This is a genomic window from Streptomyces sp. NPDC051051, assembly GCF_040682975.1.
Lineage (GTDB): Bacteria > Actinomycetota > Actinomycetes > Streptomycetales > Streptomycetaceae > Streptomyces.
Window position 1 is genome coordinate 39,306 of sequence record NZ_JBFBCB010000026.1, and the last position, 24,720, is coordinate 64,025.

Annotated in this window: 24 protein-coding genes and 1 pseudogene; 13 read left to right on the forward strand and 12 right to left on the reverse strand. The window is 73.1% G+C overall.

Features of this window, described 5'->3' with window-relative positions; translation table 11 throughout:
- Position 1: 1 nt before the first annotated feature.
- Both AB0N31_RS20545 and AB0N31_RS20550 read right to left on the reverse strand, forming a co-directional pair.
- The gene (locus tag AB0N31_RS20545; protein ID WP_366059806.1) at positions 2–1,249 is read right to left on the reverse strand and encodes a spermidine/putrescine ABC transporter substrate-binding protein; all 1,248 of its coding nucleotides are present in this window, start codon (positions 1,247–1,249) and stop codon (positions 2–4) included.
- Between the two features lie 53 nt (positions 1,250–1,302).
- Positions 1,303–2,847, reverse strand: a complete 1,545-nt coding sequence (locus tag AB0N31_RS20550; protein WP_366059807.1) for a gamma-aminobutyraldehyde dehydrogenase — start codon at positions 2,845–2,847, stop codon at positions 1,303–1,305.
- A 211-nt stretch (positions 2,848–3,058) separates the two neighbouring features.
- Here AB0N31_RS20550 and AB0N31_RS20555 point away from each other — a divergent pair, with 211 nt between their 5' ends.
- On the forward strand, positions 3,059–3,616 hold the full coding sequence (locus AB0N31_RS20555) for an NADAR family protein (protein WP_366059808.1): 558 nt from the start codon (positions 3,059–3,061) through the stop codon (positions 3,614–3,616).
- A gap of 21 nt (positions 3,617–3,637) precedes the next feature.
- On the opposite strand, the gene AB0N31_RS20560 is transcribed toward AB0N31_RS20555, so the two are convergent.
- Positions 3,638–4,573, reverse strand: a complete 936-nt coding sequence (locus AB0N31_RS20560) for a DUF4190 domain-containing protein (protein ID WP_366059809.1) — start codon at positions 4,571–4,573, stop codon at positions 3,638–3,640.
- A 232-nt stretch (positions 4,574–4,805) separates the two neighbouring features.
- Between AB0N31_RS20560 and AB0N31_RS20565 the strand changes: the two genes are divergently transcribed.
- The 3 genes from AB0N31_RS20565 to AB0N31_RS20575 all read left to right on the forward strand — a co-directional run bounded on the left by AB0N31_RS20565 (position 4,806) and on the right by AB0N31_RS20575 (position 8,012).
- A complete protein-coding gene (locus tag AB0N31_RS20565) occupies positions 4,806–5,915 on the forward strand; it encodes an adenosine deaminase (protein WP_366059810.1) in 1,110 nt (369 codons plus the stop codon).
- A gap of 38 nt (positions 5,916–5,953) precedes the next feature.
- Positions 5,954–6,640, forward strand: coding sequence for a glycerophosphodiester phosphodiesterase (locus AB0N31_RS20570; RefSeq protein ID WP_366059811.1), 687 nt, complete (start codon positions 5,954–5,956; stop codon positions 6,638–6,640).
- Positions 6,641–6,842: 202 nt separating this feature from the next.
- Positions 6,843–8,012: a serine hydrolase domain-containing protein gene (locus tag AB0N31_RS20575; protein WP_366059812.1), complete on the forward strand. Its 1,170-nt coding sequence runs from the start codon at positions 6,843–6,845 to the stop codon at positions 8,010–8,012.
- Here the strand turns inward: AB0N31_RS20575 and AB0N31_RS20580 are convergent.
- Positions 8,005–8,529, reverse strand: a complete 525-nt coding sequence (locus AB0N31_RS20580; RefSeq protein ID WP_366059813.1) for a hypothetical protein — start codon at positions 8,527–8,529, stop codon at positions 8,005–8,007. The genes AB0N31_RS20575 and AB0N31_RS20580 overlap by 8 nt on opposite strands.
- A 161-nt stretch (positions 8,530–8,690) precedes the next feature.
- Between AB0N31_RS20580 and AB0N31_RS20585 the strand changes: the two genes are divergently transcribed.
- Both AB0N31_RS20585 and AB0N31_RS20590 read left to right on the forward strand, forming a co-directional pair.
- Positions 8,691–9,626: a hypothetical protein gene (locus AB0N31_RS20585; RefSeq protein ID WP_366059814.1), complete on the forward strand. Its 936-nt coding sequence runs from the start codon at positions 8,691–8,693 to the stop codon at positions 9,624–9,626.
- Positions 9,627–9,764: 138 nt separating this feature from the next.
- Complete coding sequence (locus AB0N31_RS20590; protein WP_366059815.1) at positions 9,765–11,012, forward strand: SLC13 family permease; 1,248 nt, start codon at positions 9,765–9,767, stop codon at positions 11,010–11,012.
- A 202-nt stretch (positions 11,013–11,214) separates the two neighbouring features.
- Here AB0N31_RS20590 and AB0N31_RS20595 read toward each other — a convergent pair whose 3' ends face one another.
- From AB0N31_RS20595 to AB0N31_RS20615, 5 genes are all read right to left on the reverse strand, one after another.
- Positions 11,215–11,718, reverse strand: coding sequence for a hypothetical protein (locus AB0N31_RS20595; protein WP_366059816.1), 504 nt, complete (start codon positions 11,716–11,718; stop codon positions 11,215–11,217).
- The gene (locus AB0N31_RS20600) at positions 11,702–12,193 is read right to left on the reverse strand and encodes an RNA polymerase sigma factor (RefSeq protein ID WP_366059817.1); all 492 of its coding nucleotides are present in this window, start codon (positions 12,191–12,193) and stop codon (positions 11,702–11,704) included. Before AB0N31_RS20600 ends, AB0N31_RS20595 begins: the two co-directional genes overlap by 17 nt.
- Positions 12,190–12,819: a class F sortase gene (locus AB0N31_RS20605; RefSeq protein ID WP_366059818.1), complete on the reverse strand. Its 630-nt coding sequence runs from the start codon at positions 12,817–12,819 to the stop codon at positions 12,190–12,192. Before AB0N31_RS20605 ends, AB0N31_RS20600 begins: the two co-directional genes overlap by 4 nt.
- Positions 12,816–13,193: a sortase-dependent protein gene (locus tag AB0N31_RS20610; protein WP_366059819.1), complete on the reverse strand. Its 378-nt coding sequence runs from the start codon at positions 13,191–13,193 to the stop codon at positions 12,816–12,818. Before AB0N31_RS20610 ends, AB0N31_RS20605 begins: the two co-directional genes overlap by 4 nt.
- A 183-nt stretch (positions 13,194–13,376) precedes the next feature.
- Complete coding sequence (locus AB0N31_RS20615; protein ID WP_366059820.1) at positions 13,377–14,825, reverse strand: gamma-aminobutyraldehyde dehydrogenase; 1,449 nt, start codon at positions 14,823–14,825, stop codon at positions 13,377–13,379.
- Between the two features lie 171 nt (positions 14,826–14,996).
- Here AB0N31_RS20615 and AB0N31_RS20620 point away from each other — a divergent pair, with 171 nt between their 5' ends.
- The 7 genes and pseudogenes from AB0N31_RS20620 (at position 14,997) to AB0N31_RS20650 (ending at position 21,136) form a co-directional block, all read left to right on the forward strand.
- Positions 14,997–15,512: an Lrp/AsnC family transcriptional regulator gene (locus AB0N31_RS20620; protein ID WP_363091985.1), complete on the forward strand. Its 516-nt coding sequence runs from the start codon at positions 14,997–14,999 to the stop codon at positions 15,510–15,512.
- Positions 15,513–15,531: 19 nt separating this feature from the next.
- Entirely contained in the window at positions 15,532–16,896 is a 1,365-nt protein-coding gene (locus AB0N31_RS20625; protein ID WP_366059821.1) for an aspartate aminotransferase family protein, read from the forward strand.
- A gap of 225 nt (positions 16,897–17,121) precedes the next feature.
- Positions 17,122–17,862 carry an ATP-binding cassette domain-containing protein gene (locus tag AB0N31_RS20630; protein WP_366059822.1) on the forward strand — a complete coding sequence of 247 codons (741 nt, stop codon included), beginning with the start codon at positions 17,122–17,124 and terminating at the stop codon, positions 17,860–17,862.
- Positions 17,844–19,256, forward strand: coding sequence for a hypothetical protein (locus AB0N31_RS20635; protein ID WP_366059823.1), 1,413 nt, complete (start codon positions 17,844–17,846; stop codon positions 19,254–19,256). Before AB0N31_RS20630 ends, AB0N31_RS20635 begins: the two co-directional genes overlap by 19 nt.
- 152 nt (positions 19,257–19,408) lie before the next feature.
- Positions 19,409–19,828, forward strand: coding sequence for a VOC family protein (locus AB0N31_RS20640; protein WP_366059824.1), 420 nt, complete (start codon positions 19,409–19,411; stop codon positions 19,826–19,828).
- A gap of 147 nt (positions 19,829–19,975) precedes the next feature.
- Positions 19,976–20,239, forward strand: a pseudogene (locus AB0N31_RS20645) (Rossmann fold nucleotide-binding protein); the annotation flags it as partial.
- Positions 20,240–20,398: 159 nt separating this feature from the next.
- The gene (locus AB0N31_RS20650) at positions 20,399–21,136 is read left to right on the forward strand and encodes an LAETG motif-containing sortase-dependent surface protein (protein WP_366059825.1); all 738 of its coding nucleotides are present in this window, start codon (positions 20,399–20,401) and stop codon (positions 21,134–21,136) included.
- Between the two features lie 58 nt (positions 21,137–21,194).
- Here the strand turns inward: AB0N31_RS20650 and AB0N31_RS20655 are convergent, their stop codons facing one another.
- Genes AB0N31_RS20655 through AB0N31_RS20665 form a run of 3 tightly spaced genes read right to left on the reverse strand, consistent with a single transcriptional unit; the run spans position 21,195 to position 24,683 of the window.
- Positions 21,195–22,040: a maleylpyruvate isomerase family mycothiol-dependent enzyme gene (locus tag AB0N31_RS20655; RefSeq protein ID WP_366059826.1), complete on the reverse strand. Its 846-nt coding sequence runs from the start codon at positions 22,038–22,040 to the stop codon at positions 21,195–21,197.
- A 25-nt stretch (positions 22,041–22,065) separates the two neighbouring features.
- Positions 22,066–23,082, reverse strand: coding sequence for an ABC transporter ATP-binding protein (locus tag AB0N31_RS20660; protein WP_366059827.1), 1,017 nt, complete (start codon positions 23,080–23,082; stop codon positions 22,066–22,068).
- Complete coding sequence (locus tag AB0N31_RS20665) at positions 23,082–24,683, reverse strand: iron ABC transporter permease (RefSeq protein ID WP_366059828.1); 1,602 nt, start codon at positions 24,681–24,683, stop codon at positions 23,082–23,084. The genes AB0N31_RS20660 and AB0N31_RS20665 overlap by 1 nt, the downstream gene beginning before the upstream one ends.
- Positions 24,684–24,720 lie beyond the last annotated feature (37 nt).

Genomic DNA, 24,720 nt, shown 5'->3' on the forward strand with positions numbered 1-24,720 from the left:
GTCACGCCCCAGTGAGCTTCGCGAACTGCGCTTCATAAGCCGTCTCTTCCTTCGCGCTCAGCGAGCGGAAGGCGTGCGACTTGGCCTGCATGGCCTTGTCGGGGATGATCAGCGGGTTGTTCGCCGCGTCCTCGTCGATCTTCGCCAGTTCGTCCTTCACGCCGTCGACGGGACAGACGTAGTTGATGTAGGCGGCGAGTTCCGCGGCCGGCCGCGGCTCGTAGTAGTAGTCGATGAGCCGCTCGGCGTTCGTCTTGTGACGTGCCTTGTTGGGGATCAGCATGTTGTCGCTGGACGTCATGTAGCCGCTGTCCGGGATCACGAAGTCGATGTCCGGGCTGTCGGCCTTGAGCTGGACGACGTCGCCGGCCCAGGCGATGCAGGCGGCGAAGTCGCCGCTGGTGATGTCCGAGGTGTAGTCGTTGCCGGTGAAGCGGCGGATCTGGCCGCTGTCGACGCCCTTCTGGAGCCGGGCGACGGCCGCCGCGTAGTCGTCGTCGGTGAACTTGCCCGGGTCCTTGCCCATGTCCAGCAGGGTCATGCCGATGCTGTCGCGCATCTCGGTGAGGAACCCGACCCGGCCCTTGAGCTTGGGGTTGTCGAGCAGGTCGGAGACGGACTTCACCTCGATGCCGTCGAGCGCCTTCTTGTTGTAGGCGATGACCGTGGAGATTCCCTGCCAGGGGTAGGAGTAGGCGCGTCCGGGGTCCCAGTCGGGGCTGCGGAACTGGCTCGACAGGTTGGCGTAGGCGTGCGGCAGGTGGGACGGGTCCAGCTTCTGGGCCCACCCGAGGCGGATGAGGCGGGCGGCCAGCCAGTCGGTGAGGACGACGACGTCGCGGCCGGTGTCCTGGCCCGCGGCGAGCTGCGGCTTGATCTTGCCGAAGAACTCGTTGTTGTCGTTGATGTCCTCGGTGTACTTGACCTTGATCCCGGTCCGCTCGGTGAACGCGTCGAGCGTCGGGTGGTGTTTGCCCGCCTCGTCGACGTCCATGTACTCGGTCCAGTTGGAGAAGCTGACGGTCTTCTCCTTCGCCGAGTGGTCCTCGGCGGACGTGCCGCCCTCGGTCTTGCCGGCCGCGGGGATCCCGCAGGCGCTCAGCGCCCCGAGACCGCCCAGCGTCAGGGCGCCGCCCGCCGAGGCGCGCAGCAGCGACCTGCGGGTCATGGCCGCCCTGCCGTTGCGGAGACTGCGTCGTATGGCGGCCGCCTGGGGCGGGGTCAGGCGGTCTGGCTCGTACTGCTCCATGCGCGTGGTGCCCTTTCGGGAGGATTCGGCCTGGTCGGCGGCCGGATTCGTGACTATCGGTCCCCGAAGACGGTGCGGTGCCAGTCCTTGCGGACCACCGCGGTGTTGTCGAACATGACGTGCTTGATCTGGGTGTACTCCTCGAACGAGTACGCGGACATGTCCTTGCCGAAGCCGGATGCCTTGTATCCGCCGTGGGGCATCTCGCTGATGATCGGGATGTGGTCGTTGACCCACACGCACCCGGCCTTGATCTCACGCGTCGCCCGGTTCGCCCGGTAGACGTCCCGGCTCCACGCCGAGGCGGCCAGCCCGTACGGCGTGTCGTTGGCGAGCGCGATCCCTTCGTCGTCGCTGTCGAAGGGGAGGACCACGAGGACCGGCCCGAAGATCTCGGACTGGACGATCTCGCTGTCCTGCGCGGCGTCCGCGACCAGGGTGGGGAGATAGTACGCGCCGTTCTTGAGATCTCCCTGAGGAGCCTCGCCGCCGGTCACCACGCGCGCGTGGGCACGCGCCCGGTCGACGAAGGCGGCGACCCGGTCGCGCTGGACGTGCGAGATCAGCGGCCCGAGGTCGGTGCCCGGGGCGAAGGGGTCGCCGAGCCGGACGGTCTCCATGAGGGCGGCCGTCCTCTCGACGAACGCCTCGTAGAGGGGCCGCTGCACGTACGCGCGCGTGGCGGCCGTGCAGTCCTGCCCGGTGTTGATGAGCGAGCCGGCGACCGCACCCTGCACGGCGGCGTCCAGGTCGGCGTCGTCGAAGACGACGAAGGGCGCCTTGCCGCCCAGCTCCAGGTGCAGCCGCTTCACGGTGGCGGTGGCGATCTCCGCGACCCGCCGGCCGACGGCGGTGGAGCCGGTGAAGGAGGTCATGGCCACGTCGGGGTGGCCGACGAGGCGCTCGCCCGCTTCCCTCCCGGTCCCGGTGACGATGTTGATCACGCCGTCGGGGATGCCCGCCCGGGTCGCCGCCTGCGCGAAGAGGAGGCTGGTGAGCGGGGTGAGTTCGGCGGGCTTGAGCACGATCGTGTTGCCCGCGGCGATCGCCGGGAGGATCTTCCAGGCGGCCATCTGGAGGGGGTAGTTCCAGGGGGCGATGGAGCCGACGACCCCGATGGGTTCGCGCCGTACGTACGAGGTGTGGTCGCCGGAGTACTCGCCGGCCGACTGGCCCTGGAGGTGCCGGGCGGCCCCCGCGAAGAAGGCGGTGTTGTCGATGGTGCCGGGGACGTCGAACTCGCGGGTCAGTTTCAGCGGCTTGCCGCACTGGAGGGACTCGGCGCGGGCGAGGTCCTCGGCCTGTTCGGCGAGGACGGCGGCGAAGCGGTGCAGCGCGTCGGAGCGCTCGCCGGGGGTGGCGCCCGCCCAGGCCGGGAAGGCGGACCGGGCGGCGGCCACGGCCGCGTCGACGTCGTCCGCCCCGGCGAGTTCACAGGTGAGGACCTCTTCCCCGGTGGCCGGGTCGATCACGGCGTGCGTGCGGCCGGACGTGCCCGCCCGGAGGCGGCCCGCGATGTACTGGGCGCCGTCCGCGAAACGTTCCTGTGCGGGAAACCGGCCGAGTGGGTCCGGGGTGGTGCTTCCCGGGTTCTGCATGTCGCTCTCCTCCGCCTTCGCCCCGATGTCCGCGGGGGCGGGTGACGTAGCTCCAGCTTGATTTGAGTGCCGATCCTGACAGAGCAATAGGACTCCAACAAGTGATTCCGTTGTTGCCTTTTGGTTACGCGACGGAATCTGTCGACCAGGTGTCGAGTCGAGCCGGAAAAGGCGAGACGCCCTGTCAGTGGCGCGTGCCACAGTGGAATGCATGGCGAAGATCGATTCCCGGGAAGCCCTGATCAGGGAGGTCCGGACGGGGGCGAGGATCAAGTATCTGCACTTCTGGGGCCACCGCGCGCGGCACGACGGACAGGTGGGCGCGAGCTGCCTGAGCCAGTGGTGGCCGTCCCCGTTCACCGTGGCCGGCGTGGAGTACCGCACGGCCGAGCACTGGATGATGGCCGGCAAGGCACGCCTGTTCGGCGACGCGGAGGCGGAGCGGCGGGTGCTGGCCGCCGATCACCCCTCCGAGGCGAAGAAGGCCGGGCGGCTGGTGCGCGGCTTCGACGAGGCGGTCTGGGAGCGGGAGCGGTTCCGGATCGTGGTCGAGGGCAGCGTCCACAAGTTCGGCGCGGACCCGGAGCTGCGGTGGTACCTGCTGGGCACGGGCGAGCGGGTACTGGTGGAGGCGAGCCCCGTGGACCGCGTGTGGGGCATCGGCCTCGCCGCGGACGACGGGGCCGCGACGGACCCGGAGCGCTGGAGGGGCCTCAACCTGCTCGGCTTCGCGCTGATGGAGGCGAGGCTGCTGCTGCGAGGGGCCTGAGAGGTCCGGGGCGGGCCGGCCCTACGGCGCCACGATGATCAGGACGGCCAGGCCCACCCCGAGGACCAGCCCGACGGCCCCGCAGATGATGCCGGCCAGGGCCTGACCCGGGTTCGTGGCCTCGCCCCGGTTGGCCTTGCTCCTGCCGATCAGTCCGAAGATCAGGGCGAGGACGCCCACGATGATCGCGACCGGCCAGAGGCAGAAGCCCACGGCGGCGACGATGCCGAGGACCATCGCCGTGATCCCCATGCCGTTGCTCGGGGCCGGCTGCATGCCGGGCCACCCGTAGTGGCCGGGGGCGCCGCCGTAGCCCGGGGCGCCGCCGTAGCTCGGGGTGGCGCCGTAACCGGGCGGGCCCGGGTGGCCGTAGCCGCCGGGATAGCCGTACGGCACCTGTCCGGGGCCGTCGGGGGATATCGGCGGCGGCGGCACCGCTCCGTCGGCGGGCGGGGCGAAGGGGCTGGGGCCGCCCACCGAGCCGGGCGACGCGGTACCGGGACGGGGCGGCGGGAAGGACGCGAACGAGACGTCGCCCTGCGGGGTGCCGGCCGCGGGGGCCGGCGTCACGCCGGGCAGCGAGGTCATCGTCTGCTGGTCATGGACGGAAGGAGGCGCGAGGTCCTGCGGGGTGGGCACCTCGCCGGCGGCGATGGTGACGCCGGAGTCGTGGTCCGGGGCCGGGGCGGGAGCGGGCCAGGGGTCGGGGGCGGGGCCGGCGGGGGCCGGCGCGTCCTGCGGGGCGGGCTCCGCCCCGTCCCGGGCGGAGGCGCCGGACGCGGTCGTGGCCTCGGTGGCCGGGCCGCCGGACACACTCTCCCCGCCCGACGTGGCCGACTTGTCCAGGGGCACGTGGGCGTACTGCGGCCCTTCCGCTCCGTCGGGCACGGAGCCGGGCGCGGCCCACGGGTTGTGGGACGAGTTGTCGGACGGACCACCGGGTGCGTCGTCGGACATGCGCGGGACCCCCTCTGTCATGCGTCCCGCAATGCTAGGGCCTGTCCGGCGCATCCCGTCGTCCGGCCGGAGGCGGGGCGGGTGAGGCCGACGGGGCAGGGGGCGGGGGCGGGGGCGGACGGGAACGATCGGGCCGGCCGCGGGACCGGACCCCGACGGCACAGGTCCCGACGCCGGTGGCCCGCCCTCGTCCGTCGACGCCCTCGTTGCTCCCCCGGCCCGTCCGCCTACGATGATGCCGTCTCACCGATCAGCCGATCACCCGCACCCCGCCGGCCCGCGTGGCCCGGGGTGCCGTCCCGGGGAGGACCCCTTGACCCTGAACGCCTTCGTCGCCGGCCTGCCCAAGGCCGAACTGCACGTCCATCACGTCGGATCGGCCTCCCCGCGGATCGTCTCCGAACTCGCCGCCCGCCACCCCGACTCCAAGGTCCCCACCGACCCGGAGGCGCTGGCCGACTACTTCACGTTCACCGACTTCGCGCACTTCATCGACGTCTACCTCTCGGTCGTGGACCTGATCCGCACCCCGGAGGACGTGCGGCTGCTGACGTACGAGGTGGCCCGCGACCTGGCCCGCCAGCAGGTGCGCTACGCCGAGCTGACCATCACCCCCTTCTCCTCCACCCGCCGCGGCATCGACGAGCGTGCCTTCATGGACGCGATCGAGGACGCCCGCAAGGCGGCCGAGGCGGAGTTCGGCACGATCCTGCGCTGGTGCTTCGACATCCCCGGCGAGGCCGGCCTGGAGGCCGCCGAGGAGACGACGCGACTGGCCACCGACGACCGGCTGCGCCCCGAGGGACTGGTCTCCTTCGGCCTCGGCGGGCCCGAGATCGGCGTACCGCGCCCGCAGTTCAAGCCCTACTTCGACCGGGCGATCGCGGCCGGGCTGCGGTCCGTGCCGCACGCCGGGGAGACCACCGGACCGGAGACGGTGTGGGACGCCCTGACCCATCTGCGCGCCGAGCGCATCGGGCACGGCACCAGTTCCGCGGGGGACGAGAAGCTCCTCGCCCACCTCGCCGAGCACCGCGTCGCGCTCGAGGTGTGCCCGACGTCCAACATCGCCACCCGCGCGGTCCGCACCCTCGACGAGCACCCGCTGCGGGACTTCGTCGCGGCGGGCGTCCTGGTGACGATCAACTCCGACGACCCGCCCATGTTCGGCACCGACCTGAACAGCGAGTACGGCGTCGCCGCCCGCCTCCTCGACCTGGACGAGCGCGGGCTGGCCGACCTCGCGAAGAACGCCGTCGAGGCGTCCTTCCTCGACGGGCCCGGCAAGGCGCGGATAGCCGCCGAGATCGACAGGTACACCACGGAGTGGCTCGCCCCCTGACGGCCACCCCGCTCCCCGGCCGGCACCACAATGGGCCCATGCAGACCGTGACTGCCGTGGCCCACCGCGGCGACCCCTACCGCGTCCGTGAGAACACCCTCGACTCGCTGCGTTCCGCGCTCGACCGGGGCGCGGACGCCGTCGAGATCGACGTACGGCTCACCCGGGACGGTGTGCCCGTGCTGCTGCACGACGAGACGCTGAAGCGGCTGTGGGAGCGGGACCGGCCGCTGCTGTCGCTGTCGGCGGCCGAGGTGCGCGGGCTGACGGAGGGCGGGGTGCCGACGCTGGCGGAGGCGCTGGCGGCGACCGGGGACAGCCGGGTGATGATCGACCTGCCGGGCACCCGGGAGGTGCGGACGGCGCGCCGGGTGGTGGACGCCGTCCGCGAGGCCGGCGCGGCGGAGCGCGTCTACTACTGCGCCGGTGCCACCGCGATGCTCGCCGTCCGGGCCGCCGACCCGTCCGCCGAGATCGCCCTGACCTGCACGAGCCTGGCACCGCCGCGGCCCGCGCTGCTGGCGGCGGTCGAGCCCCGCTGGCTCAACTACCGCTTCTCCCTCGTCGACCGCGACCTGGTCGCCCGGATCCACCGGGACGGCCGGCTGCTGTCCGTGTGGACCCCGGACACCCGCCGCTCCATGCGCCGGCTCATCGACCTCGGCGTCGACTCGATCACCACCAACCGCATCGACGTCCTGCGCGCCCTCCGCGACAAAGGCTGACCGGCGGCGGGAGCATGCCGGCGGCGGGAGCGGGACGGCCGGGAGCCCTTAGGGGGTGGTCCCCGACAACTCCCCTGTCGAGTGGGCCATTTGCTCCGGGACAGTCCGGGGTCGGGTGCCCTCCCGGATGACGATCCGGCCGCCGCCGGAAGGCCGCAGGATGGGCACGCATCCGACGCCGATCCCCCAGGAGCCTCCCCGCATGCGCACCCGCCGCCGTACCGTCGCCCTCGCCGCCTCCCTGGTGCTCGCCCTCGGGGCGGGCCCGCTGGCGGTCCCCGCCCTGGCCTCGCCCGCTCCGGCCTCGCCCGCTTCCGCGCCGGCCGGGCCGCGTTCCGACGACCTCGATCGGCGGGCCCTGCGCGAGGCGGTCACCGGACTGCCGGACGCGGACGCGACGGCGGTCCTGGTCCGGGTGGGCGGCACCGACGGCACCTGGCGGGGCAGCGCCGGCGTGCACGACCTGGCGAGCGGCCGTCCCGCCGATCCGCACGCCCGTTTCCGGGCCGGCTCGGTGACGAAGGTGGTGACCGCGGCGGCCGTGCTGAAGCTCGCGGCGCGCGGTGAGATCGACCTGGACCGGCCCGTCCAGCGCTATCTGCCCGGTCTCCTCGGCAGGGACTTCCGGCCCGTCACCGTACGGCAGTTGCTGAACCACACCAGCGGCATCCCGGCCGGCGACGGTCTCGGCGACACGTTCGCCGAGCTGTACGCCCACCGCTTCGACACGCTCACGCCCCGGGCGGTCGTGGCGTCGGCGGCGGCGAAGGGACCGGAGTTCCGGCCCGGCCGGAAGCAGCACTACCTCAACATCAACTACACGATCCTCGGCCTGCTGATCGAGAAGGTGACCGGGCGGCCGTACGCCTCCGCGGCCACCGGACTGGTGCTGGCGCCCGCCGGGATGCGTGACACGTACTTCCCCGGCACCGACCCGCGCATCGCCGGCCCGCACAACCGCGGCTATCAGGCCGTCAGGAAGGCGGACGGGACGACCGAGTTCGTCGACGTCACCGAGTGGAACCAGGCGGACCGGTTCGCGGCCGGGGACATGATCTCCACGACCGCGGACCTGGAGCGCCTGCTCACCTCGCTGTTCGGGGGGCGGATCGTGCCGCGGCCCCAACTGCGCGAGATGTTCACGCTGCCGGCACGCGTCGAGGGGGCCACCTACAGTGCCGGGCTCCAGCGGTTCGCGTACGGCGGCCGGGTCTACTGGCTCAAGACGGGCGGCCGGTACGGCTACAACGCGATGGTCGCCGGGACCCGGGACCTGAGCCGGACCCTGGTCTACTCGGTCAACGCGACGGACGCGAAGGGCGAGGAGGCCAACCCGGTGGCCGAGCGCATCGCCCTCGCCGCCCTCAAGTAGTCGCCGGGGTGCAGGCGTTGGGGGCGGTGAACGCCTCCAGCCGCTTGATCTTGCGCCGCACGACGTACAGCGGGATCACGCCGAAGACGCCGAACGACATGTCCAGCACGCTCCACCAGAAGGGGATGCCGCGGATCGGCCCGCAGATCAGGGCCAGCGGAATGATCCCGGCGCAGGCGATCATCGCGAACTCGACGACCCAGATGTTGCGGACCGGGTCCCGGTAGGGGCCGTAGAAGGCGACCGCGATGACGAGGTGCGCGAAGGCCAGCCAGTCGGTGCCGTAGAGCACGAAGGGGTGCTCGGCGTCGACCACGTCGAGCCCCTGCCGTACCCGCACGATCCAGTCCATGAGGGCGGGGAGGTGCTCCGGTGCGGACAGGGACCGCAACAGGCCCTCGGTCCAGCGCAGTTCGTGCACGAGGGGGAAGGCCGTGGCGCCGCTGAGCACCAGGCAGACGACGAAGATGACAAGCCAGGCTCGGATGCCCCGGAGAAGGGCGGCTCTGTCGCTCATGCGGGCAGCGTACGCCCACGAGTTGAACATGTTCAAAACAGGGTCGACACCCACCGCACCACCCCCCTCTTCTCTCATACCCATAGGGGGTATAAGCTGACTCACATATACCCCCCATGGGTATGCGTGGCAGGCGAAGAGAGACGAGTCGGGAGACCGGTATGAACCCCCTGCAGAAGATCGGCGCGTTCACGGCGGCGCTGGCCACGGCCTTCGGCGCCGCCTACGGGGTCGGCACGGCACTCGGCCCGGCCGGCCCGGAGACGACGGCCGCCGGACACACCGGGAGCCACAGCTCGGAGCCGGCCGCGAGGCCCTCGGCCGGGAACCTCCTCCCGGCCGGCCTCCAGGTCTCCCAGGACGGCTACTCCCTGGACCTGGAGACCACCGCCGTACCGGCGGGGAGGAGCAGTCTGCGCTTCGTCGTCCGGGACGCCGACGGCGCCCCCGTGACCCGCTACGAGACGGCCCACGGCAAGCAGCTGCACCTGATCGTCGCCTCCCGCGAGCTGACGACGTACCGCCATCTGCATCCCGTCCGGGCCGCCGACGGCACCTGGAGCACACCGGTGGACCTGCCCGCCGCGGGCGGCTACCGCGTCTTCGCGGACTTCGTGCCGGCCGGTGCGGGCGAGGGCCTCACCCTCGGCTCCGACCTGTCGGTCACCGGGCCGTACCGGGCGAGCCGGGCGCCCGCGCCCGCGGCGACCGCCACCGTCGACGGCTACACCGTCGCCCTGGAGGGCACGCTCGCCGCGGGCGGCGAGAGCGACCTGACCTTCACCGTCCGCCGGGACGGACGGCCGGTCACCGCCCTGGAGCCCTACCTCGGCGCCTACGGCCATCTGGTCGCCCTGCGCTCCGGCGACCTGGCCTACCTGCACGTCCACCCGCACCAGGAGGCCGAGGGCGAGAAGACCTCCGGGCCCGAGGTGTCGTTCGCGGCCACCGCGCCCAGCACCGGCACCTACCGGCTGTTCCTCGACTTCAAGATCGACGGGACGGTCCGCACCGCGGCGTTCACGGTAGGGACGGACGTCGCACCGGCACCCGGGACCGGCCCCGGCGCCCACGAGGAGACCCCGCACGGCCACTGAGCCCGCCCGGCGGTTCCCCCCTGCGTCGCCCGCGGCCGTGAGCCCGCCCGCCGCCGGGGACTCCCGACAACGGCGGGGCACAGGTGTGCAACCCTTTCGGGCGTGATTGTCCTGCGACGTCTTCATGCACTGGACCGGGTGGCGATCGGTCTCCTCGCGACCGGACTGGTCTGCGTGGCCACGGGGCTGCTCCCCACCGGCCCGGCCTCGGACGCGATGACCCGTGTCGCCCCGCTGGTGGCGTTCCTCGGCACGGTGATCGTGCTCGCCGAGCTGACCAGCCGCGCCGAGGTCTTCGACGTGGTCGCGGCCTGTATCGCCCGCGCCGGCCGAGGCAGATACCCGCTCCTCTTCCTGCTCTGCGTGGCGTTCGCCTCCGTCACCACCATCGCCCTGAACCTCGACACCACGGCGGTCCTCCTCACCCCGGTGATGCTGGCGATGGCCGCCCGCGTCGGCGTCGCCCCCCTCCCCCTGGCGATGACCACGGTCTGGCTCGCCAACACGGCGAGCCTGCTGCTGCCCGTCTCCAACCTGACGAACCTGCTGGCGGCGGACCGGGTCGCGCTGTCCCCGGCGGGGCTGGCGGGCCGCATGTGGGCGCCGCAGCTCGCGGCGATCGTGGTGACGGCGGCCTGCCTGTGGGGGTTCTACTGGCGGCGGGGACGGCGGGGCGCGCCGGGACCGGGCGAGACGGTCCCGGGCACCGGGCCGGGCGCGGCGCTCGCGGCGGACGTACGGCCCGAGGCCGGTCCGGATGCGCGGGGCGCGGACCGCTATGTGCCGCCCGGTCCGCACCGGCCCGCCGACCCGGTGCTGTTCCGCGCCTGCGCGCTGGCCTGCGGCGGGTTCCTGCTGGCGATCCTGGTCGCGGACGTGGAGCTGTGGCTGGCCTCGGCGACGGCCGCCGTGGTCGTCGTCGTGGCCTTCGCGGTACGCGACCGCGCCGCGCTGAGGCTCTCCCTGATCCCGTGGCGGCTGCTGGTCATGGTCCCCGGCATGTTCCTGGTCGTGGAGACCGTCAACGCCAACGGCCTGGACACCCTGCTGGCCTCCGCGATCGGTGACGACGGCGGCCTCGCGGGCATGTTCCGCGCGGCGGCGGTCGGCGCGGGCCTGTCCAACGTCCTCAACAACCTCCCCGTCTACCTGGCGGGCGAGGCGGCCGTCCCCCTGGCCAACCACGACCAGCTGCTGGCCCTGCTGGTCGGCACCAACGCCGGCCCGCTGATCACTCCGTGGGCCTCCCTGGCGACCCTGCTCTGGTACGAACGCTGCCACGCGTACGGCGTACGGGTGCCGCCGGCCCGCCTGATGGGAACGGGTGCGGTTCTCTCGGCGGCGGTGGTGACGGCTTCGGTGGGGGCACTGGCGGTCACACGGTGAGAGGCACCGGGCGGTCCGGCCCCGGACCGAGCGCCACCCGCCCGCGCCACGACGGGGCCGGCGCCGGCCGTCCCACCCGGGCCCGGGCGTGCGCCGCCGTCACGGGCGCCGCACCCGCCGCCCCTCCGCCACGGCAGCCTCCCGGAGGAGGAGCAGGAGGGATGGTGGAGGTCCGGCCGCGACTGCGGCGCGGGGAGCGGCCTCACCGGCGCGTGGCTGCCTCCGACGGCGTGTCCCGACGGGTGGACGGTGACGGTGAGGACGCCGCTCCCTGTCGCCACCGGAACGGCGACGACGCGGGGCCCTCCTGCGACCCGGTGCGGTCGGGGCCGGGCGTGGGCAGCGCGGTGGTGGGGTCGGGGGCCCGGGTTTCCCGGGCGAGGTCCGAGGTGGGCACGGGTGACGTCGACGGGGTCGGCACGGTCGACGGGCTGCGCGCGGGCGGTGGGGCCATCGGCACCACCGGGGCGGCCGGCCCGTCCGGTCCGCCGGAGCGCAGCGGCAGGACGACGAGCGTGGCGACCGCGCAGGTCGCGCCCACTCCCACCGCGGTCCGCAGCAGCCGTCGGCGGACGGCGCCGCGACGGACCGCCTCGTAGCGGCCGGGCGGCGGGGCGAGGTGGCCGGCGGGGGGCCGCAGGATGACGGTCAGCGGGTCGTCGGCGGCGCGCGTGCCGTCGTCGGCGTCGTCAGCGTGCGTGATCAAGGCTTCTCCCCAGGTGTGCGCGGAGCAGTTCGCGGGCCGCGTGCAGATCGGCCTTGACGGTTCCTTCCTTGCGCCCGGTGAGCACGGAGACCTCCCGGATCGGCATGTCAGCGTAGTAGTGCAGCAGGATCGGCACCCGCAGCCGGTCGGGCAGCGACTGCACGAGCAGCCGGACCGACGGGTCGGCGGGCGGGGCGGGCGGGTTCACCGCGGCCTCCACGGTCGCCCGGCGCACGGCCCGGCGTTCGCGTTCGAGCTTGCGCCAGTGGTCGCGGACCAGGTTGGCCGCGGTGACGTAGAGGAAGCCCTGCGGTTCGGCGACCGCCGTCCAGCGCGCCCAGAGCCGGGTGAACGCCTCCGAGGCGATCTCGTGGGCGGTCTCGTCGTCGTCGACGAGCCGGCGGCACCAGCCGGCCAGGCGCGGGTAGAGGGCGGCGAAGAGTTCGGCCGCCGCCCGCTCGCGGGATCGCTTCACCGTTCTCCCGCAGAGGTCAGGACCGCGAACACGATCACGTTGTCGCGGTACCCGTCCCCGGTGACCGGCCCGCCGCAGGTGATGAGACGCAGCTCGGGCCGGTCCACGTTCCCGTAGACGTCGGCCGTGGGGAACTCCTCCTTGCCGACGGTCCGTACGGCGGTGACGGCGAAGTCCGCGCTCGTGCCGTTCTCCAGGCGCGCCGTGATCCCGTCGCCGGTGCGCAGCCGGTCGAGCCGGCGGAAGACGCCGTCCCCGTACTTCCCGACCGTGACGTGGCCGAGGATCACCGACGGCCCGGTCTGGCCGGGCGTCGGCGAGTACCGGTACCAGCCGGCCCGGTCGTCGGCGGTGACGGCGGGCACCTCCACGCTGCCGTCGGCCTGGAGACCCAGCCGTACGACCGGGGTGTCGACCCCGATGGCGGGGATCCGCAGGGCGACAGGCGCCGAGCGCCCGAGCGGACGTACCGCCCCCGCCCGGCCCCCCGGCAGGGGAGCGGGCGAGGTGACCGGCGAAGCGGGCGGTGTGCCCGGGGTCCGGTCGGCCGGGTGGCCGCCGGTGCAGCCCGCGAGCAGGCCGGCGCCGGCCGCGGCGAGGAAGGCGCGCCTGGAGGACGGGCTCATGCGCCGGTCGTCCTCCGGCGCCGCAGGACGTACACCCCGGCGCCGCCCACGGCGAAGGCCGCGGCGACCCCGCCGCCGATCACGCCGCCGGCGCCGGACGACGGCGCGGCCGTCGTGGCCGCACCGGTGTCGGCGGCGCCGCGGGGGACGACGGGCACCTGGCCGCGGGAGCCCGGCATCACGGTGGGCTCGGGCACCGGCGTCGCCTCGGCGGGAGCCCGGGTGGGAGCGGGGACGGGGGTGGGGGCGGACGCGGGGGCGGACGGGACGGGCGTCGGCGTCCCCCCGTCGGCGAACGCCGGCCCCGCGCCGATCAGCAGGGCGGCGCCCGCCACTGCCAGGGCGGTGAGGCCGGTCCGGGGTGTGTGTCGCATGTGTCGCTCTCCTTCGTCGGTCCGCACGGGCTGCGTGACGGATCGAGCGGAGAGACGAGACAGCGGGGACACAGGTTGTAAAGAGATGGCAAAGCCGGTCGGCGGCGACGACGCGAACGGCGCCGCCCCGGACGGGAACACCCGTCCGGGGCGGCGAGGTGCGACGGCCGAACCGCCGGAGGCCTACGCGTCCAGCGACGTCATCACGTGCTTGATCCGCGTGTAGTCCTCGAAGCCGTAACCCGACAGGTCCTTGCCGTAGCCGGACTTCTTGAAGCCGCCGTGGGGCATCTCGGCGACGAGCGGGATGTGGGTGTTGATCCACACGCAGCCGAAGTCGAGCTTCTTGGACATGCGCATCGCGCGGCCGTGGTCCTTGGTCCACACCGAGGAGGCGAGGGCGTACTCGACGCCGTTGGCGTACTCGACGGCCTGGTCCTCGTCGGTGAAGGTCTGGACGGTGATGACCGGGCCGAAGACCTCGTTCTGGATGATCTCGTCGTCCTGCTTGAGGCCGGAGACGACGGTCGGGGCGTAGAAGTAGCCCTTGTCGCCGACCCGGTGGCCGCCCGCCTCCACCTTGGCGTGGGCGGGGAGGCGCTCGATGAAGCCGGTGACCTGCTGGAGCTGGTTGGGGTTGTTCAGCGGGCCGAAGAGCACGTCCTCGTCGTCCGGCTGCCCGGTCTTCGTCTCGGCCGCGGCCTTGGCCAGCGCCGCCACGAACTCGTCGTGGATGGCCTCCTGGACCAGGACGCGGGTGGCCGCCGTACAGTCCTGGCCGGCGTTGAAGAAGCCCGCCACGGAGATGTCCTCGACGGCCTTGGCGATGTCGGTGTCCTCGAACACGACGACCGGCGCCTTGCCGCCCAGTTCCAGGTGGACGCGCTTGAGATCCCTCGACGCGGACTCGGCGACGGACATGCCGGCGCGTACCGAGCCGGTGATGGACGCCATCGCCGGGACCGGGTGCTCCACCATCAGACGGCCGGTGTCGCGGTCGCCGGTCACGACGTTGAAGACGCCCTTGGGCAGGATCGAGCCGACGATCTCGGCGATCAGGACGGTGGAGGCCGGGGTGGTGTCCGACGGCTTGAGGACGACCGTGTTGCCCGCCGCGATCGCCGGGGCGAACTTCCACACGGCCATCATCATCGGGTAGTTCCACGGCGCGACCTGCGCGCAGACGCCGACCGGCTCGCGGCGGACGATCGAGGTCATGCCCTCCATGTACTCGCCGGCCGAGCGCCCCTCGAGCATCCGGGCCGCGCCCGCGAAGAAGCGGATCTGGTCGACCATCGGCGGGATCTCCTCGGACCGCGTGAGGCCGATCGGCTTGCCGGTGTTCTCCACCTCGGCGGCGATCAGCTCCTCGGCACGCTCCTCGAAAGCGTCCGCGATCTTCAGCAGGGCCTTCTGGCGCTCGGCGGGGGTGGTGTCGCGCCACGCCGGGAAGGCGGCCGCGGCGGCCTCCATGGCCGCGTCCACGTCCGCCGGGCCGGACAGCGGTGCCGTCGCGTACGCCTCGCCCGTCGCGGGGTTGACCACCTCGGTGGTCCGTCCGTCGGCGGCGTCCCGGAACTCACCGGCGATGTAATTCCGTAGGGTGCGCAGCCCACGCAGCTCCGTGCTCACTGCCGGCCTCCTGTGTCAGGGTCGAACTGTCCAATGATTGAGACACCCACCCTAATCGGGGCACCGACGTTTTCAACACCCCCGATCGCGCCGCCGCTGCGAAATCCGCAAGTCTCAGTCACGTAAACAACGAATTTCATCGCCCTTACCTTGCGCAACTGTCGATACGTCGTGCAGAGTGACCCCGTGGCCAGTCGAAGCGCAGAGCACCGGGACTCCCGCGAGTCCAAGAACGGCACCCCGCACCTGGATGCCGTCAGCCTCGGCATCATCGAGCAGCTCCAGGAGGACGGCCGCCGGCCGTACGCCGCGATCGGCAAGGCCGTCGGCCTGTCGGAGGCGGCCGTGCGCCAGCGCGTCCAGAAGCTGCTCGACCAGGGCGTGATGCAGATCGTCGCCGTCACGGACCCGCTCACCGTGGGATTCCGCAGGCAGGCGATGGTCGGGATCAACGTCGAGGGGGACACCGAGGCGATCGCCGACGCGCTGACCGACATGGCGGAGGTCGAGTACGTGGTGATGACCGCGGGCTCGTTCGACGTCCTCGCCGAGATCGTCTGCGAGGACGACGACCACCTGCTCGACGTCATCAACAAACGCATCCGTGCGCTGCCCGGCGTGCGCTCCACCGAGAGCTTCGTCTACCTGAAGCTCAAGAAGCAGACCTACATGTGGGGAACCCGATAACCGTGAGGACCCGATAACCGTGAGCACCAAGGACCTCAGCCGCACCGCGTACGACCACCTGTGGATGCACTTCACCCGCATGTCCTCGTACGAGAACGCTCCCGTCCCGACGATCGTCCGGGGCGAGGGCACCCACATCTACGACGACAAGGGCAAGCGCTACCTCGACGGTCTCGCGGGCCTGTTCGTGGTGCAGGCCGGTCACGGCCGCACGGAACTGGCCGAGACCGCCTTCAAGCAGGCGCAGGAGCTGGCGTTCTTCCCGGTGTGGTCCTACGCCCACCCCAAGGCCGTGGAGCTGGCGGAACGCCTCGCCCACCACGCGCCCGGCGACCTGAACAAGGTCTTCTTCACCACCGGCGGCGGCGAGGCGGTCGAGACCGCCTGGAAGCTCGCCAAGCAGTACTTCAAGCTGACCGGCAAGCCCACCAAGTACAAGGTCATCTCGCGCGCGGTGGCCTACCACGGCACCCCGCAGGGCGCCCTGTCCATCACCGGCCTGCCGGCCCTCAAGGCCCCCTTCGAGCCGCTCGTCCCGGGCGCGCACAAGGTCCCGAACACCAACATCTACCGCGCCCCGATCTTCGGCGACGACCCCGAGGCCTTCGGCCGCTGGGCCGCCGACCAGATCGAGCAGCAGATCCTCTTCGAGGGCCCGGACACCGTCGCCGCGGTCTTCCTGGAGCCGGTCCAGAACGCCGGCGGCTGCTTCCCGCCCCCGCCCGGCTACTTCCAGCGGGTCCGCGAGATCTGCGACCAGTACGACGTGCTGCTCGTGTCGGACGAGGTCATCTGCGCCTTCGGCCGCCTCGGCACGATGTTCGCCTGCGACAAGTTCGGCTACGTGCCGGACATGATCACCTGCGCCAAGGGCATGACCTCGGGCTACTCCCCGATCGGCGCCTGCGTCATCTCCGACCGCCTGGCCGAGCCGTTCTACAAGGGCGACAACACCTTCCTGCACGGCTACACCTTCGGCGGCCACCCGGTCTCCGCGGCCGTGGGCCTCGCCAACCTCGACCTGTTCGAGCGCGAGAACCTCAACCAGCACGTCCTCGACAACGAGGGCGCCTTCCGCGCCACCCTGGAGAAGCTGCACGACCTGCCGATCGTCGGCGACGTCCGCGGCAACGGCTTCTTCTACGGCATCGAGCTGGTCAAGGACAAGGCGACGAAGGAGTCCTTCACCGACGAGGAGACCGAGCGTGTCCTGTACGGCTTCCTGTCCAAGGCGCTCTTCGACAACGGCCTGTACTGCCGTGCCGACGACCGCGGCGACCCGGTCGTCCAGCTCGCCCCGCCGCTGATCTCCGACCAGGAGACCTTCGACGAGATCGAGCAGATCCTGCGCGCCACGCTGACGGAGGCGTGGACGAAGCTCTGACGGCCTTCGCGGATCCCCGGCCGAGCCGTGGGGATCTTCCTCTCAGGTGATCAACACCGGCCCCGGTGCCGTCCGTTCGAGTGAGAAACGGCGGCCCGGGGCCGTGTGCTGTCCGGATGCCCGACCCGGGCTGCCTAGCGTGCCAGTGACCGATCGGCCCTGCCTTCGTTCCCCCGGACGGGGGAACGGCACGGGAACTACGGATCTGAACGAAGGTGTACGCCCATGGAGGCCCCGCCGGACAACGACGTGCTGTGGGCACGCGCCCTGCACTACACGCACCCCGACGGCTCCCCCGCGCTGGGCGGCGTGTCGCTCGGCGTGCGGGAGGGCGAGATCCTCGCCGTGACCGGCCCGCGCGGCAGCGGCAAGACGGCCCTGCTGCACTGCCTGTCCGGGCTGGCCCGCGGCCAGCGCGGCGAGGTGTGGTTCAACAGCGTCCCCGTGCACACCATGGGCCCGATGGCCCGCGAACGGCTCCGCCGCGACCGCTTCGGCTGGATCGACCCGGCGCCGGCGCTCGTCCCGGAGCTGAACGTCTGGGAGAACGCGGCCCTCCCCCTGATGCTGCGCGGCACCAGCCGCCGCCGGGCCAAGGTCGCCGCCCTGGAGTGGCTGGAACGCCTGGACGTCGGCGACAAGTGCCGCCTGCGGCCCCACGAGCTGACCCAGGCGGAACGCCAGCGCGTGTGCATCACCCGCGCCCTCGCCCCGGCCCCGTCCGTCCTCTTCGCGGACGAACCGACGGCCCCCCTGCACCGGGCGGACCGCGGCCACGTGCTGCGCACGCTGACCACGGCGGCCCGCTCGCACGGCATCACCGTCGTCCTGGCCACACACGACGCCGAGACCGCGGCCCTCGCCGACCGCACGGTCTCGCTCCTGGACGGACGTCGGGTGCGCACCGTCCACCTGCCGCCGGTCACCGAGTCGGAAGGCCGGGCGACGTGCTCGCTCTCCGCCTGACCCGCAGCGCCCGTCCGGCCGTCCAACTGCGCCGTCTGCTCGTCGCGACGGCCTCGGCCGGCACCGGCTTCCTCCTGCTGTGCACCCTCGGCCACGCCCTGAGCCACCCCGGCGCCCCGGCGGGCGCGGCGCTCCGGCTGGCCTGGTGCGCGGTCCCGCTGGCCGCCACCGTCCACTTCGCCCTCGCGGTCGCCCGCACCGACCCCGGCACCCGGCCCCGCCCCGGCCTGGCGGCGATCGGCCTGGGCCCCGCCCGCCTGATGGCGATCGCGGCGGCCACGACGGCCCTGTCCACCGCGCTCGGCTCGATGCTGGCCCTGCTCGTCTTCCTCCACCTCCGCGGTGACCTCACGGGCATGCCCTTCGACGGAGCGGCGGCATCGTTCCTGGCGGCGGACATCCCGCTCCCCCTGCCCGCCGCCCTCACCCTCGTGGCCCTGACCCCCGCGGCGGCCTCGCTGGCGGTGGCCCTGACGCTCCGCCCCCGGGACAACCGGCCGGCCGGAACCGCCCGGGGCGCGGGCCTGGCCCTCCGCCGCTTCACCACCTCCGCGGGCGCCCAGGAGACGTTCGGCGCGTACGGCAGGTTCGGCGCGAGGCAGGCCCGTCAAGCCGTGACCGCGCCGACCCCGGACGGCGACGGCGACCCCCGGCACCCCGGTCGCACCGTGACCGCTCCGGCCCCGGACGTCGACCCCCGGCGCACCGTGGCCACGGCCGCCCCGGACGGGGACGGCGAAGCCCGGGAAACCCCGGCCCATGCCCCCGGCCACCCCCCGCACGACCCCCCGCGCCCCGACCCCACCGGCCTCCCCTGGGGCGCGGCCCTCCTCGCCGCCGGCCTCGCCGTCGAGGCGTACGCCGGCCGCACCCCCGGCCACCAGCTCACCCTCCCCGGCGGCCCCACCGGCCCCGCTGCGGTCCTGCTCGGCTGGACGCTCACCGCGATCGGCCTGGCCGTGGCCGGCCCCAGCCTCACCCACCTCTGCGGCCGCGTCCTCCAGTCGGCCCGCCCCGGCGCCCTCCGCCTCCTCGCCGGCCGCGGGCTGATGGAGGAGGCGTCCCGCATCGGCGCCCCTCTGGGCGTCCTGTGCGCGGTCGCCTCCGGCGCGTACACCATGGCCGCGCTGCACGACCCCGCCGACCCGCCCTTCGGCCCGCTCACCACCCTCGGCGGGGCCCTGGTCGCCGGCTGCGCCCTCGCCACGCTCCTCACGGCCGCCGTCGAGGCCCGCCAGGCCCGCGCCGGCACGACGGCCGCCCTGCTCCGCCTCGGCGCCCCGTCCACCGTGCTGCGCAGCGCTGCGGCGCTCCGGGCCGGTGCCCTGGCCGCGCTGTTCGTCCCGCTCACGCTGGCCGTTGCGGCCCTCGCCGCCCTCCCGCTGACCCCCTGAGGCCCCGTGCGGAGCGTCCGGGGATCCGCGCGGAAAAAAATCTTCGGCCACCGATGACTTCCGCACGGCCCCCGGGTCCTCACCACCGGAAGAGCACGCACGACACCGCACGCGAGCAGCACGAGCGGCACGACCCGATGGGAGACACCCCGATGAGCACCCCGGCCTACCAGCAGATGGTCTTCGTCAACCTGCCCGTGAACGACCTGGACGCCTCCAAGAAGTTCTTCACGGACCTGGGTTACTCGATCGACCCGCAGTTCAGCAACGAGAACGCGGCCTCCGTGGTGATCAGCGACACCATCATGGCGATGCTGCTCACCAAGCCGTTCTACTCGACGTTCACCAAGAAGGAGATCGCGGACGCCACCAGGACCAGCCAGGTCATGATCGCGCTGAGCGCCGAGAGCCGCGAGAAGGTGGACGAACTGGTCGACCGCGCCCTGGCGGCGGGCGGTTCGCCGGCCAACGAGACGCAGGACCTCGGCTTCATGTACGGGCGTTCCTTCGACGACCTCGACGGCCACACCTGGGAGGTCGTCTGGATGGACCCGTCGGCGGTCCAGGGCTGACCCGCCCCGACGGGGCACGCCCGGCGGGGCGGGTGCACCCGACACCCGCCCCGCCGTACCACGGCACACACGGCCGTGAGAGCGAGTCCCCCACCGAGTTCGACGAGGCGGTCCGCACCCGGGGCACTCCGTCCCCCTTCCCCGACAGCCCGCTGCACCGCCGGCGTCGTGTTCCTGCCGGGCGCCGCCGGGACCGTACGGGAGGTCTTCGACAACGCGACGCCCGACCACCACGAGTCGCGGGGCGGGCCGACGCCGATGGCTCTCGTGGACCGGGCGCACCGGACGGAGCGGCTGCCGGCCCGGCCGCTGCTGCGGAAGCCGGCGAAGGAGCGGTCGACGGGCGGCCGTACCGCCCAGGTCGACCGGATCGAGCAGGCTCCCGACGCGCTGAAACATCTCGGCGGTTGATGATCGGGCAAAGCCAAGGGGCCGGAACCATCGACGCATTGACACTCCTTATGGAACGCTTATAGACCTGTGGGACCCCCGGGGAGGCCGTCGCCACCACATCGAGGGCGGCATCTCCCCCTCCGCTCCCCGCAGTTGCACATCACGTAAAGGACAAACGTGTCCCCATCCCGCCGTACCGCCGCCCGTCCGGTGCGCGTGTCCGCTCTCGTCGGCGCCTCGGCCGCCCTTGTCCTCGGCGCCTCCGGCTCCGCGCTGGCCACCGGCTCCCCCGGCATCGACCAGTTCTCCGCGACCGCGTCCTGCGACGGACCGAAGGGCGTCATCACCGTCACCGACACGGATCCGTCGGGCACCACGGCCGTCGTCAAGGTCTTCCTCCAGAACAACAACGCCGACCTGAAGAAGATCGGCGAGCAGACGATCGAGGGTTCGAAGAAGGGCGTCACCGTCACCTTCGCCGAGGCCTGGGAGCCGGGCGCCGAGTACCGCGTCCGCGTCGCGGCCGCCAGGGGCGGGAAGACCCTGCTCGACGCCGACATCGCGCCCAACCTGACCACTCCGGCCAAGGCCTGCCAGGCGGACGCCACGCCCACCACCCCGACCACCCCCACCACGCCGTCGACCCCCTCGACCCCGTCGACGCCCCCCTCCGACACCGCCTCACCCCCGGCGAAGTCGGGAACTCCCACCCCGTCGGCCTCCGGGAGCGACAGCGGCACGCCCGCCGACACCGCGAGCAACGCCCCGTCGCCCGCCGCCCAGGAGTCCAACCTCGCCGAGACCGGCGCCAGTTCCCGCACCGGCCTGATCGTCGGCGTCGCGGCCGTCCTGGTCCTCGTCGGCGGCGGCGCGGTCTTCTTCGGCATGCGCCGCAAGGGAACCGGCAACCGCTGACCGCCCGAGTGGCCCGCCCCGGGCCGATGGACGGGGCCGGGGCGGGCCACTCGCCGGTTCAGCCGAAGGCCGTCCTCTCCAGCCAGAACTCCAGCAGCTCACGGTCGCCGAGGATCTCCAGCTCCGGCGCGTCCAGGGGCAGTCGGCGGTAGAAGGCGAGCAGGACCGAGGTGAGCGGGCCGCGCAGCGCCACGGACGCCTTCCCGTGTCCCCGCCGCAGGACGATCCCGCGCTCGGTCAGCTCCACCCACCTCCCCCACCCTTCGGACGAGGGGACCCCCCTCCCGCTTCGCTCGGCGTCCAGCCCCGTCGGCGCGTCGGTGGCGTGCAGATGGATGCTGCGGCCCCGGTGTTCCGCGGCGCACAGCTCGGCGGACGCCCGGTGCGGCAGGTTCCGCTGCACCCACTCCACGAGGTACAGCCACTCGTCCAGCGCGTCGGCGGCGATCTCCGGCGCCACCTCGTAGGGCAGCCCGGCGGTGAGCGCGGCGTCGGCACGGTGCACGGTGATCTCGTGGGTCATCCGGCGGGCCCAGAACCGGGTGTCGCCCTCCCCCGCCCAGCCCCACACCCCGGTGTCGGGCCCGGCCTCCCGCAGTGCGGCGACGACGCCCTCACCGGTCTCCGCGAGCCAGGCGTCCAGCGCGGCCGGGTCGGCCCGGGCCTGCGGACCGCCGTGCGCGGGGACCTGCTCGTCCCTGACGTTCTCCTGCGCCCGGGTCCGCACCAGCAGCTCCACCCAGCGCAGGGCCCCGCCCGTGTGCCGGACGAGCTGCTCCAAGGACCAGTCGGGGCAGGTCGGCACGGTGGCCGACAGATCGGCACCGGAGGTCACGATGGACCTCAACTGCCCTACCTGGTGGGCGATTTCGTCGCAGTACCGGTCATGCGCGAGAAGGCTCATGCGCCACACCGTACGGGCGGGACGATCAGTCGAGCACGACGATTTCGGTCGCGTCGAACTCCACCCCGACCATGTCCCCGGTCTCCGGCGCCAGCCGCAGCGCGCAGGCGGCCTCCAGGCGCGGGGCGTCCTGCGGCTGGAGGTGGACGGTGACGTGGGTGCCCTTGAAGGTGCGGGCGGCGACCGTGCAGGGCAGACCCTGCCCGGCGTCGACCAGCCGCACCCCGGCCGGCCGCACCAGCAGCGTGCGGGTGCCCTGCGGGGAACCGGCCGGCACCGGCACCTTGCCCCACGGGGTGTCCGCGGCCTCCCCGGTGACGCCCGCCTCCACCACGTTGTCGAAGCCGAGGAAGCGGGCCACGAACGCGTCCGCCGGCCGCTGCCACACCTGAAGTGGCGTGCCGGACTGGGCGATCCGCCCGTCCCGCATCACCACGACACGGTCGGCCAGCGCGAACGCCTCGCCCTGGTCGTGGGTGACGGCGAGCACCGTGGTGCCCAACCTGCCGAAGATTTCACGCAGTTCGACGACCAACCGCTCCCGCAGCGACCGGTCGAGCTGTCCGAGCGGTTCGTCCAGCATCAGCAGCCGCGGGCTGGGCGCGAGCGCGCGGGCCAGCGCCACCCGCTGCTGCTCACCGCCGGAGAGCGCGGCGACGGCCCGCCCGGCCGCGTCCGGCAGCCCGACCAGATCGAGCAACTCCCCCACCCGTTCGCGCTGTCGTCCCCGGTCGGCGCCGCGCATGCGCAGTCCGAAGGCCACGTTGCCGCCGACGTCCCGCTGCGGGAACAGCTGATGGTCCTGGAACATCAGCCCCAGCCCGCGCCGGTGCGCGGGCACACCCGTCTGGTCCCGTCCGTCCAGCACCACCCGTCCGGCGTCCAGCGGTTGCAGCCCGGCCACCGCCCGCAGCAGCGTCGACTTGCCGCTGCCGCTGGGCCCGAGCACACACACCACCTCGTGCTCGACCACGGTGAGATCGACGGCGTCCAGCACCGCCCGGTCCCCGAACCGCACGGTCACGCCTTCGAGCCTCAGCATCAGAACTCCCCGGTACGGTCGGTGCGCAGCCGCTCGAGCACCAGCATGGCGATCGCGCACACCAGCATCAGAATCGTCGAGAGGGCCATGGCCTGGCCGTAGTTCAGCTCGCCGGCCCGCCCCAGCAGCCGTGCCACGGCGACCGGCAGGGTCGGGTTGTCGGGCCGCGCGATGAACACCGTCGCGCCGAACTCCCCCAGCGACACGGCGAAGGCGAACCCGGCCGCGACCAGCAGCGCCCGCCGCACCATCGGCAGGTCCACCTCCCGCCACACCCGCCACGGTGACGCCCCGAGCACGGCCGCGGCCTCCCGCAGCCGCTCGTCCACGGCCCGCAGCACCGGCAACATGGTCCGCACGACGAAGGGCACGCCGACCAGCGCCTGCGCGAGCGGTACCAGGATCCAGGTGGCCCGCAGGTTCAGCGGAGGTTCGTCGAGCGCGATCAGGAACCCGAAGCCGACGGTCACCGCGGAGACGCCCAGCGGCAGCATCAGCAGCGCGTCGAACCCGCGGACCAGGCGCCCGGCGTCCCGCCGGGTCAGGGCCGCCGCCGCCAGCCCGCCGATCGTCACCGCGATCGCGGTGGCGGCGAGGGCGTACTCCAGCGAGTTCCCGACCGCCTCGATCGGCGGCACCAGGAACACATTGCCGTCGTCACTGGTCAGCGCCCGGTAATAGGCGAAGTCGGGGGCGTCGAGGGAACGCTGCACCAGCACGGCCGGCGGCAGCACGAGCAGCAGCGCGACCGTGCCGAGCACCCCGGCGAGCAACGCCCACTGCCCCGCCCCGCGCGGTCGCCGTGCCGTCCCCGCCGCGTCCACGAGCCGCAGCGCGCTCTCCCGACGCCGTACGGTCCAGGCGTGCACGGCGAGGACGGCGCCGACGGCGCCGAACTGGACGATCGTGAGGACGGCGGCCGTCGACAGGTCGAAGATCTCCGAGGTCTGCCGGTAGATCTCGACCTCCAGCGTGGAGAACGTCGGCCCGCCGAGGATCTGCACCACACCGAAGGAGGTGAAGGTGAAGAGGAACACCATGAGCGCGGCGGCGGCCACGGCCGGCGCGAGGGCCGGCAGGGTGACCTGCCGCCAGGCCCGCAGCGGCGAGGCGCCCAGCATGCGCGCGGCCTCCTCCTGCCGCGGGTCGAGCTGCGCCCACAGCCCGCCGACCGTGCGCACGACCACGGCGTAGTTGAAGAAGACGTGGGCCAGCAGGATCGCCCACACCGTGGTGTCCAGCCGTACGCCCCACAGGTCGTCGAGGAGACCGCCGCGCCCGACCAGCGCCAGGAACGCCGTGCCGACGACGACGGTCGGCAGGACGAACGGGACGGTCACGACGGCCCGCAGGACCTGCTTGCCGGGGAAGGAGAACCGGGCGAAGACGTAGGCGGCGGGCAGCGCGATCAGCAGGGTCAGCACGGTGGAGGCGAGCGCCTGCCAGGTGGTGAACCACAGGACGTGCCGGATGTCGGGCTGCCCGAGCACGTCGAACAGGCGCCCGAAGTGCCAGCCGCCGCCGGAGTGCAGTCCCCGCGCGGTGATCGCGGCGACCGGGTAGGCGAAGAACAGCCCGAAGAACGCGACGGGCAGGGCCATGAGCCCGAGCCGCGCCGCGCTCCCGGTGCGCCGGCGG

Excerpts from the sequence above, each read along its gene's own strand:
- AB0N31_RS20560 (WP_366059809.1), bottom strand. The coding sequence starts at position 4,573 with ATGTCCGACGACGCACCCGGTGGTCCGTCCGACAACTCGTCCCACAAC.
- AB0N31_RS20585 (WP_366059814.1), top strand. The coding sequence starts at position 8,691 with ATGAACCCCCTGCAGAAGATCGGCGCGTTCACGGCGGCGCTGGCCACG.
- AB0N31_RS20575 (WP_366059812.1), top strand. The coding sequence starts at position 6,843 with ATGCGCACCCGCCGCCGTACCGTCGCCCTCGCCGCCTCCCTGGTGCTC.
- AB0N31_RS20640 (WP_366059824.1), top strand. The coding sequence starts at position 19,409 with ATGAGCACCCCGGCCTACCAGCAGATGGTCTTCGTCAACCTGCCCGTG.
- AB0N31_RS20630 (WP_366059822.1), top strand. The coding sequence starts at position 17,122 with ATGGAGGCCCCGCCGGACAACGACGTGCTGTGGGCACGCGCCCTGCAC.
- AB0N31_RS20580 (WP_366059813.1), bottom strand. The coding sequence starts at position 8,529 with ATGAGCGACAGAGCCGCCCTTCTCCGGGGCATCCGAGCCTGGCTTGTC.
- AB0N31_RS20565 (WP_366059810.1), top strand. The coding sequence starts at position 4,806 with ATGATGCCGTCTCACCGATCAGCCGATCACCCGCACCCCGCCGGCCCG.
- AB0N31_RS20605 (WP_366059818.1), bottom strand. The coding sequence starts at position 12,819 with ATGAGCCCGTCCTCCAGGCGCGCCTTCCTCGCCGCGGCCGGCGCCGGC.
- AB0N31_RS20570 (WP_366059811.1), top strand. The coding sequence starts at position 5,954 with ATGCAGACCGTGACTGCCGTGGCCCACCGCGGCGACCCCTACCGCGTC.
- AB0N31_RS20610 (WP_366059819.1), bottom strand. The coding sequence starts at position 13,193 with ATGCGACACACACCCCGGACCGGCCTCACCGCCCTGGCAGTGGCGGGC.
- AB0N31_RS20550 (WP_366059807.1), bottom strand. The coding sequence starts at position 2,847 with ATGCAGAACCCGGGAAGCACCACCCCGGACCCACTCGGCCGGTTTCCC.
- AB0N31_RS20660 (WP_366059827.1), bottom strand. The coding sequence starts at position 23,082 with ATGCTGAGGCTCGAAGGCGTGACCGTGCGGTTCGGGGACCGGGCGGTG.
- AB0N31_RS20545 (WP_366059806.1), bottom strand. The coding sequence starts at position 1,249 with ATGGAGCAGTACGAGCCAGACCGCCTGACCCCGCCCCAGGCGGCCGCC.
- AB0N31_RS20655 (WP_366059826.1), bottom strand. The coding sequence starts at position 22,040 with ATGAGCCTTCTCGCGCATGACCGGTACTGCGACGAAATCGCCCACCAG.
- AB0N31_RS20555 (WP_366059808.1), top strand. The coding sequence starts at position 3,059 with ATGGCGAAGATCGATTCCCGGGAAGCCCTGATCAGGGAGGTCCGGACG.
- AB0N31_RS20665 (WP_366059828.1), bottom strand. The coding sequence starts at position 24,683 with ATGGCCCTGCCCGTCGCGTTCTTCGGGCTGTTCTTCGCCTACCCGGTC.